The 7,568-nt window shown below is 70.9% G+C and carries 9 protein-coding genes; 1 reads left to right on the forward strand and 8 read right to left on the reverse strand.

The genetic code is table 11. The features are described from left to right. Positions 1-4: 4 nt before the first annotated feature. From AC1DG4_RS17390 to AC1DG4_RS17415, 6 genes are all read right to left on the reverse strand, one after another. Positions 5-607, reverse strand: coding sequence for a hypothetical protein (locus AC1DG4_RS17390; protein ID WP_477381862.1), 603 nt, complete (start codon positions 605-607; stop codon positions 5-7). Next, positions 604-1,911 carry a DUF58 domain-containing protein gene (locus tag AC1DG4_RS17395; protein ID WP_477381863.1) on the reverse strand — a complete coding sequence of 436 codons (1,308 nt, stop codon included), beginning with the start codon at positions 1,909-1,911 and terminating at the stop codon, positions 604-606. Before AC1DG4_RS17395 ends, AC1DG4_RS17390 begins: the two co-directional genes overlap by 4 nt. After that, a complete protein-coding gene (locus tag AC1DG4_RS17400) occupies positions 1,908-2,906 on the reverse strand; it encodes an AAA family ATPase (RefSeq protein WP_477381864.1) in 999 nt (332 codons plus the stop codon). The genes AC1DG4_RS17395 and AC1DG4_RS17400 overlap by 4 nt, the downstream gene beginning before the upstream one ends. Beyond that, positions 2,903-3,376 (reverse strand): hypothetical protein, encoded by a 474-nt coding sequence (locus AC1DG4_RS17405; RefSeq protein WP_477381865.1) that lies wholly within the window; start codon positions 3,374-3,376, stop codon positions 2,903-2,905. The genes AC1DG4_RS17400 and AC1DG4_RS17405 overlap by 4 nt, the downstream gene beginning before the upstream one ends. Then, positions 3,373-4,083 (reverse strand): DUF4129 domain-containing protein, encoded by a 711-nt coding sequence (locus tag AC1DG4_RS17410; RefSeq protein WP_477381866.1) that lies wholly within the window; start codon positions 4,081-4,083, stop codon positions 3,373-3,375. Before AC1DG4_RS17410 ends, AC1DG4_RS17405 begins: the two co-directional genes overlap by 4 nt. Before the next feature lie 84 nt (positions 4,084-4,167). After that, entirely contained in the window at positions 4,168-4,611 is a 444-nt protein-coding gene (locus AC1DG4_RS17415) for a MarR family winged helix-turn-helix transcriptional regulator (protein WP_477381867.1), read from the reverse strand. 45 nt (positions 4,612-4,656) lie between these two features. On the opposite strand from AC1DG4_RS17415, the gene AC1DG4_RS17420 reads away from it, so the two are divergent. Further along, the gene (locus AC1DG4_RS17420; RefSeq protein ID WP_477381868.1) at positions 4,657-4,902 is read left to right on the forward strand and encodes a hypothetical protein; all 246 of its coding nucleotides are present in this window, start codon (positions 4,657-4,659) and stop codon (positions 4,900-4,902) included. Positions 4,903-4,965: 63 nt separating this feature from the next. Here the strand turns inward: AC1DG4_RS17420 and AC1DG4_RS17425 are convergent, their stop codons facing one another. Both AC1DG4_RS17425 and uvrB read right to left on the reverse strand, forming a co-directional pair. Then, positions 4,966-5,298, reverse strand: a complete 333-nt coding sequence (locus AC1DG4_RS17425) for a TfoX/Sxy family protein (RefSeq protein WP_477381869.1) — start codon at positions 5,296-5,298, stop codon at positions 4,966-4,968. A gap of 36 nt (positions 5,299-5,334) precedes the next feature. Further along, on the reverse strand, positions 5,335-7,404 hold the full coding sequence (gene uvrB, locus AC1DG4_RS17430) for an excinuclease ABC subunit UvrB (protein ID WP_477381870.1): 2,070 nt from the start codon (positions 7,402-7,404) through the stop codon (positions 5,335-5,337). Between the last annotated feature and the right edge of the window lie 164 nt (positions 7,405-7,568).

Consider the following 7,568-nt stretch of genomic DNA (forward strand, 5'->3'; position numbering starts at 1 on the left):
AAGTCTAGGAGCGGCCACCGACATTGGCTCCGGGAGCGCCCGCAGGGGGCCTCGCATCGGACTCGACAGGGGTGCTCGAAGCAGTCCGATACCCCGGATCCGGCCCCAGCGAGACGCGCAGCGCGAACGCGCTGGCACCCGTCAGCACCGCGGCTCCGAGCGGCGCCAGCCAGGCGAAACCCGGTCCGTGAAGGGGCGGGACGGCGAGCGTCATGAGCGCCGCGACCGTCTGCGCGATCGCCTGGATCACCAGCAACCGACGGACGCCCGGCAGCAGCACCGACGGCCGGATCCACGAGCGCCATGGCACCGCCCAGGCCCAGGAGGCGAGCGTGTGGGCGGCATGGATGAGCAGCACGGCCAGCGCGGTGCGCCCTGCGGACTGCTCGGTCAGGACCACTCCCAGGGCCATGCATGCGATGCCGAGCCACGCGGCCATCGACCGGGGGACGATGAGGGAGAGCAGCGACGCGGCCCCGGCGACCCACCACCACAGCGGATACGGGTTCAGCAGCAGCACACCGCCCATGATGACGACGGCCGCACCGACGCGCAGCACGGGCGCCGGCACCGCCCCTGGCGCCGTCAGCTCGTGCGGACCTCTCATCTGCGCCCCCCGCGTCCTCGATCGCGCCGCGCGGTGCGGGCCGCGACCCGGAGGGCGGCCATCGGATCGGCCTCATCCCAGGAGACCACCTCGACCCCCGCGCCCCGCAGATCGTCGAGCACACCCGCGCGCTCGAGCAGGAGTGTGCGCATCGCGAGGTTCTGCGCGGCGCTGAGCCGCTGCGTGCGCGGCGCCGGAAGCACATCGATCGCGACGACGGCCTGCCCGCCGGCGCTCCACCGCAGGGCCAGATCGGCCGCCGCCCCGTCGAAGAACGTCGAGAGCACGAAGACGATCGACCCCGGAGGCACGGGCGGCGTGCGCCGGTAGCGCGTGCCGTCGCCGTCCGCGCCGGTGCCGGCGACCACCCCGCGCAGCCGCTCGAGATGCCGTGCGCCGGATCCGCTGCGCAGCGTGCGGCCGCCGGGCGAGAGCGCGTGGAACGCGACGCGGTCGCCGGACCCGATCGCCGAGGTCGCCACCGAAAGCGCCGCCTCCCGTCCGAGATCCATCGACGTGGGTCCGCTGTGCGCGGTCGCGCCGCTCCCCCACGTCGCGACGACCGCGCCCAGGTCGTCCGCGGTGTCGAGTGCGATCACCACCGCGCTGTCGCTCAACGCGTTGGTCCGGCGCACCAGCAGATCGCCGGGCCGCCGCGCCATCCGCGCCGTCGCCCGCCAGTCCACCCGTCGCAGTTCATCGCCCTGCACGAACGGATGGATGTCGCGGAAGTCGCCTCCGCTGCCGCCGCGCTGCCCGTCGTGGCCGCCGTGCAGACCGATCAGCCGCCGCGAGAGCGGAAGCTCGGCGATCCGGCGAGCACGGGGAGACGCTGCCCACACCGCGGACGCGCGCGGCGTCGGCGCACTCGCCCAGGCGCCGTCGTGGTGCAGCGCGCGGGCTGTGACGGCGAGCGCCTCGGACGGACCCGAGTGCAGGATGCGGGTGCGGGTGCGCGCCGCCTCTCCAGGGCCCGTCTCCACCTCGCCCGTGCGCTCGCCGCCCTGGTCGACCGTGAGCTGCGTCCACTCCGCGTCCGTGCCGACATCGACCGCGCCCGCGACGGAGTCCGCATCCGCCGCGGCGTCCAGGCTCAGCGCGATCTCGACGGACGATGCGCGCGGCGGTCGGAGCAGCGCCCACACGCCGGCGAGCGCGAGCGGGAGCCCTGCCACGATCACGTCGGGGCGCCCGAGCACGAGGCCGAGGCCGGCCAGGAGCACGGCTCCGCAGAACGCCGCGGCGAGAACCGGTGTGCGCTGCCATGACAGCGGTGCGTTCAGCGTGGAGCGGGTCTCGGTCATGGGCGGATCGCGCCTGCTTCGGCGACCGTCGGCGGCACCGGCGTCGCGTTCACGACGGCGCTGACGACGCCCGCCGGGTCGACGCCCTGCGCCCATGCCTGAGGCGTCAGGGTCAGCCGGTGCGCGAGCACGGGGATCGCGATGCGCTTGACGTCGTCCGGACGCACGTAGCCGCGCCCCTCGATGGCCGCCACGGCCCGTGCCAGCAGGATCAGCGCCTGGGATCCGCGCGGCGAGGCGCCGACCGCCACGTTCGTCGCGGTGCGGGTGCCTCGGACGAGCTGCACCGCATAGCGGATCAGATCGTCCTCGACGTGGATCCGCTCGACCGCGGCCTGCAGAGCGATCAGTTCCGTCGTGTCGATGACGGCGGCCACGTCGGTGTGCTCGCGCTGGCGGCGGAGGCGCTGTTCGACGATCCCCGCCTCGTTCTCGGGTTCGGGGTATCCCACGGCAAGGCGCACCATGAAGCGGTCCAGCTGGGCTTCGGGCAGCGCGTACGTGCCCTCGTACTCGATGGGGTTCGACGTCGCGATCACGTGGAAGGGCTCCGGCAGCGGATATCGACGCCCCTCGACGGTCACCTGCCGCTCCGCCATCGCCTCCAGCATCGCGGACTGGGTCTTCGGCGTGGTGCGGTTGATCTCGTCCGCGAGCAGCAGGCCGGTGAAGATCGGTCCGGGGCGGAATCGGAATTCCCCTGAATCGGGTGCGTACACGAAGGACCCGGTGACATCGCCCGGGAGCATGTCCGGCGTGCACTGCAGCCGGCGGAACTCCAGCCCGAGCGCCGCGGCGAGGCTGCGCGCCGCGAGCGTCTTGCCCAGACCGGGGACGTCCTCGAAGAGCACGTGGCCCCCGGCGAGGATCGTGGCCAGGGCGAGCGTCAGCGGTTCGTCCATGCCGACTACTGCGGTGCGCACGCCGTCGAGCACCCGGGATGCGGTGCGGGTGATGGCGGCGATGTCGCCGTCGCTGGTCTGATCGATGTTCATGCTCTCTCCGGGGTCGACGGGACGGACGGGGATTCCAGGGCGTGCAGCAGCCGTTCGAGGTCGGGGATGCGCATCTCGGCGACGACGAGGGCCGCGTGCACTCCTGGACCGAGGATCGCGTCGACCGCTGCGGCGTCGGCGTCTTCGAGGGACAGGCCGTGCTCACGCAGACGTCGATCGGCGAGCGCGGAGACCCGGCGGCGGAGCGGCATCCCCACGACCCCCGTGCGCGCGTCGACGGCCCAGGCGAGCCGGGACACGTCGGAGCCGCGCGGGAACTGCTCTGGGGGCGGAGGCGGCCACGGTCCGGACTCGTCGATGAAACTCTGCTGCGCGATGAGGAGCGCGGCCGCGAAGACGAGGATCCAGGCGATGCCGAAAGGGAGCGGCACGCCGAGGAAGTCGAGCAGCAGCGCGACCGGAACGCCGAGGACGATCCAGAGGACGATCAGCACGATCCAGCGCCTCATCGCCACGCCTCCTCGACGATCTCGAGGCACCGGCGTGCGGTCGCACGCCCGTTCTCATCGGCCTGCTCGCCACCGAATCGCACGGATTCGTACAGTCTCAGCAGTGTCTCCAGCTCGACGTCCACGCCCGGCCGCCGACGCAGGATCCGCAGGGCGAACTCGGCCGGCGTCTCGGACGGGTGACGGGACCGGCCTGCGCGGGCGGCCGCCCCCTCCAGATGCACCCACGCGGCGACGATCGCGTCGCCCGGGTCGCGGTGGGCGTCGATCGTCTGCTGCGCGTCCGCCGCCGCGCTGCGGATCGCGCCCGCGTCCACGGATTCGTCTCCGGCGACGGCACCCGTGCCGGCATCGCCGGCGCCGCCCGCCTCGCGGCTCAGCGGGCGAGCGGCCCACAGCGCGCGGACCAGGCGCCAGAACAGCCATGCGAGCAGGGCCAGGAAGGCCACCGAGAGGACGAGTTCGATGATGGCGACGATGACGCCGATGATCGGGCTGTCGGGAAGCTGTCCCCCGGGTACGCCGCCGGGTGACTGCGTCCCGCTCGTGGGGGTCGGCTGCGGACCCCGGTGCTCGAGCGCGATGTCACCGAACTGGGGCACGCCCTGCAGGGCGGCGATCGCCATCAGCAGCACGGCCAGAAGCACCACGCCCGCGAATGCTCCCGCAAGCGGAGACGTGCGAATTCGCGGGTCGTCGCGGACCATGCCCTCACCCTACGTGGTGGCACTCGTCCCCGCGATCACGCCCCCCGGCCGGTCGCGCATCACCCTCGGGGCCCGCCAGAGCCGTCAGAGCTCGACGGCTCCGGCGAAGCGGATCAGCCCGTCGCGCACCGACTCGACCTCTGGCACGGTCATGCCGAGCCTCGCCATCACCTGCCGGGGCACGTCCAGCGCCTGCGCACGCAGCGCCGCGCCCTTCGAGGTGAGGGCGATGTCGAGCCGGCGTTCATCGGCCGCGCTGCGGCGCCGCTCGATCAGCCCGTCGGATTCGAGTCGCTTGACGAGCGGCGACGCCGTCGCCGGATCCATCGCCAGGGCCGCCGCAAGGTCACCCAACGACCGCGGGGACTGCTCCCAGAGCGCCAGCATCGCCAGGTACTGGGGATGCGTGAGACCGAGCGGTTCCAGGATCGGGCGGTAGACGCCGACCACGTTGCGCGCAGCCGTCACGAGCGCGAAGCACAGCTGGTTCTCCAGGCGGAGCAGGTCGTCGGATGTGGGATCGGTCACCTCACGATGTTACCAACCGCCCTAATCATTAGTACACTAAGCATCATGACGAACTCTCCTGCGGAGCACCCGCCGCTCCGGCAACGCATCCGTGAGGCGGGCGGACTCTACGCCTGGTTCAACACGAACCTGATCCGCTTCGCCGGTCCGGCCTCGGTCGGCCCCTATGAGGCGACGCCTCCGCCGTCAGCAGCGGAGCGAGCGCAGCGCGCGTGCCCACTGTGCGGCGAGCCGATGACAGCCCACGAGATCGACCGCAGCGGCCCGAAGCCGCTCATGCACTGCCCCTGACCCCCGCCCGGTCCCGGTCGAGGGCGCGCCTCAGGGCCGCCTTCGATCGGCACCCTGTGCGCGTCATGCCGCGCCGGCGTCCTCCCGGGCGAGATCGATCCACTGCATGAGCGCGGCATCATCGGCGATCACTTCGGGAGACACGTCGAGCCAGTTCTCGCTCATCGTGCGCGCGCCCATGACGGCACGCGAAACGCCGCGCTCCGTCTGCAGCACGGCGGCGCGTTCCGCGTCGAGGCGCACCAGCAGCACGCCGCCCTTGCGCGCCCCGACCAGGATCCGACCGTCGCTGAGGAAGGCGCGACTGCCGAACATCGCACGCTCCTCGATCTCGTCCGTGCCACCCAGCAGGGCGCGGATCCGGTCCGCCAGCTCGGCAACCATCGCATCCACCATGACTTCCCCTTCACCCAAGGCCTCCGCTGACGCAGGTCAGGCGTGACCGGCCCGCTCCATCGCGCGCAGTTCCTTCTTCAGGTCCTGGACCTCGTCGCGCAGGCGTGCGGCGAGCTCGAACTTGAGCTCGCCGGCCGCCGCGAGCATCTGCGCGGACAGATCGGCGATCGTGTCCTCGAGCTGCATGGCGCCTTCGGCCGCGATGCCCTCACGGCGCAGGTTCGGGGTCGGCGACTTGCCTCGCCCTGACCGACTCCGCTTCGCGAGCATCTCCGCCGTGTCCGCACCCTCCCGGGCGAGCACGTCCGTGATGTCGGCGATCCGCTTGCGCAGAGGTTGCGGGTCGATGCCGTTCGCGGTGTTGTACGCGATCTGCTTCTCGCGCCGACGCTCAGTCTCCTCGATCGCTTTGCTCATCGAGTCCGTCATGTTGTCGGCGTACATGTGCACCTCGCCGGACACGTTGCGCGCCGCGCGACCGATGGTCTGGATGAGCGATGTGCCGCTGCGGAGGAACCCCTCCTTGTCCGCATCGAGGATCGCGACCAGCGAGACCTCGGGCAGGTCGAGGCCCTCCCGGAGCAGGTTGATGCCGACGAGCACGTCATAGACGCCCGCGCGCAGCTCGGTGAGGAGTTCGACGCGGCGCAGCGTGTCCACGTCCGAGTGCAGATAGCGCACCCTGACCCCGTGCTCGCCGAGGAAGTCCGTCAACTCCTCCGCCATCTTCTTCGTGAGGGTGGTGACGAGCACGCGCTCATCGCGCCCGGCCCGGAGGCGGATCTCCTCGAGCAGGTCGTCGATCTGGCCCTTCGACGGCTTCACGACGATCTGCGGATCCAGAAGGCCGGTGGGACGGATGATCTGCTCGACGACGCCGTCCGCGATGCCCATCTCGTACTTGCCCGGAGTCGCCGAGAGGTAGACCGTCTGACCGATCCTGTTCTTGAACTCGTCCCACCTCAGCGGGCGGTTGTCGAGAGCGCTCGGCAGCCGGAACCCGTGATCGACCAGCGTGCGCTTGCGCGACGCGTCGCCTTCGTACATCGCGCCGATCTGCGGCACCGTGGCGTGCGACTCGTCGATCACGAGCAGGAAGTCGTCGGGGAAGAAGTCCAGCAGCGTGTGCGGCGGCTCCCCCGCTTCGCGACCGTCCATGTGCCGCGAGTAGTTCTCGATCCCGGAGCAGAAGCCGAGCTGCTGCAGCATCTCCAGGTCGAAGCTCGTGCGCATGCGCAGCCGCTGCGCCTCGAGCAGCTTGCCCTGGCGCTCGAGTTCGGTGAGGCGCTCGGTGAGCTCCTCCTCGATCTGACCGATCGCCCTCTGCACGACGTCGGTGCCGGCCACATAGTGCGAGGCCGGGAAGATCGGCACGGAATCGAGTTTGGCCATCACCTCGCCGGTGAGCGGATGCAGCGAATACAGCGCCTCGATCTCATCCCCGAACAGCTCGATGCGGATCGCGTGCTCCTCGTAGACCGGGATGATCTCGATCGTGTCGCCGCGCACGCGGAAGTTGCCGCGGGAGAAGTCGACGTCGTTGCGGTTGTACTGCATGGCGATGAACTGCCGGATCAGCGCGTCGCGGTCGTATCGCTCCCCCACCTGCAGCGCCACCATGGCACGCAGATACTCCTCGGGAGCGCCGAGGCCGTAGATGCAGGAGACCGTGGAGACGACCACCACGTCGCGGCGGCTCAGCAGTGAGTTCGTCGTGGAGTGACGCAGTCGCTCGACCTCGGCGTTGACCGAGGAGTCCTTCTCGATGAAGGTATCCGTCTGCGGGACGTAGGCCTCAGGCTGGTAGTAGTCGTAGTAGGACACGAAGTACTCGACCGCGTTGTTCGGCATGAGGTCGCGGAACTCGTTCGCGAGCTGCGCCGCGAGCGTCTTGTTGTGCGCGAGCACGAGCGTGGGCCGCTGCACCTGCTCGATGAGCCAGGCCGTCGTCGCGGACTTGCCGGTGCCGGTCGCGCCCAGCAGTACCACGTCGGTCTCACCCGCGTTGATGCGCGCCGCGAGCTCAGCGATCGCCTGCGGCTGATCGCCGGCGGGCACGTACTCCGAGATGACTTCGAACGGCCGGACCGAACGTGTGGGTTGCATCCCTTAACACTACGAGGGGCCTGCGACATTGGCGTCGGCGGCCCCTCGGATGCGTCGGCGCGGATCAGGCGTCGTGAACCTTCGGTCCGACGACCGGGCCGCTGTCGAGGGCCGAGATGAGGCCGTCGATCTTGCGGGTCCCGTCCGTGCTCACTCCCGAGATG

This window comes from Microbacterium sp. 05N427, assembly GCF_056397105.1.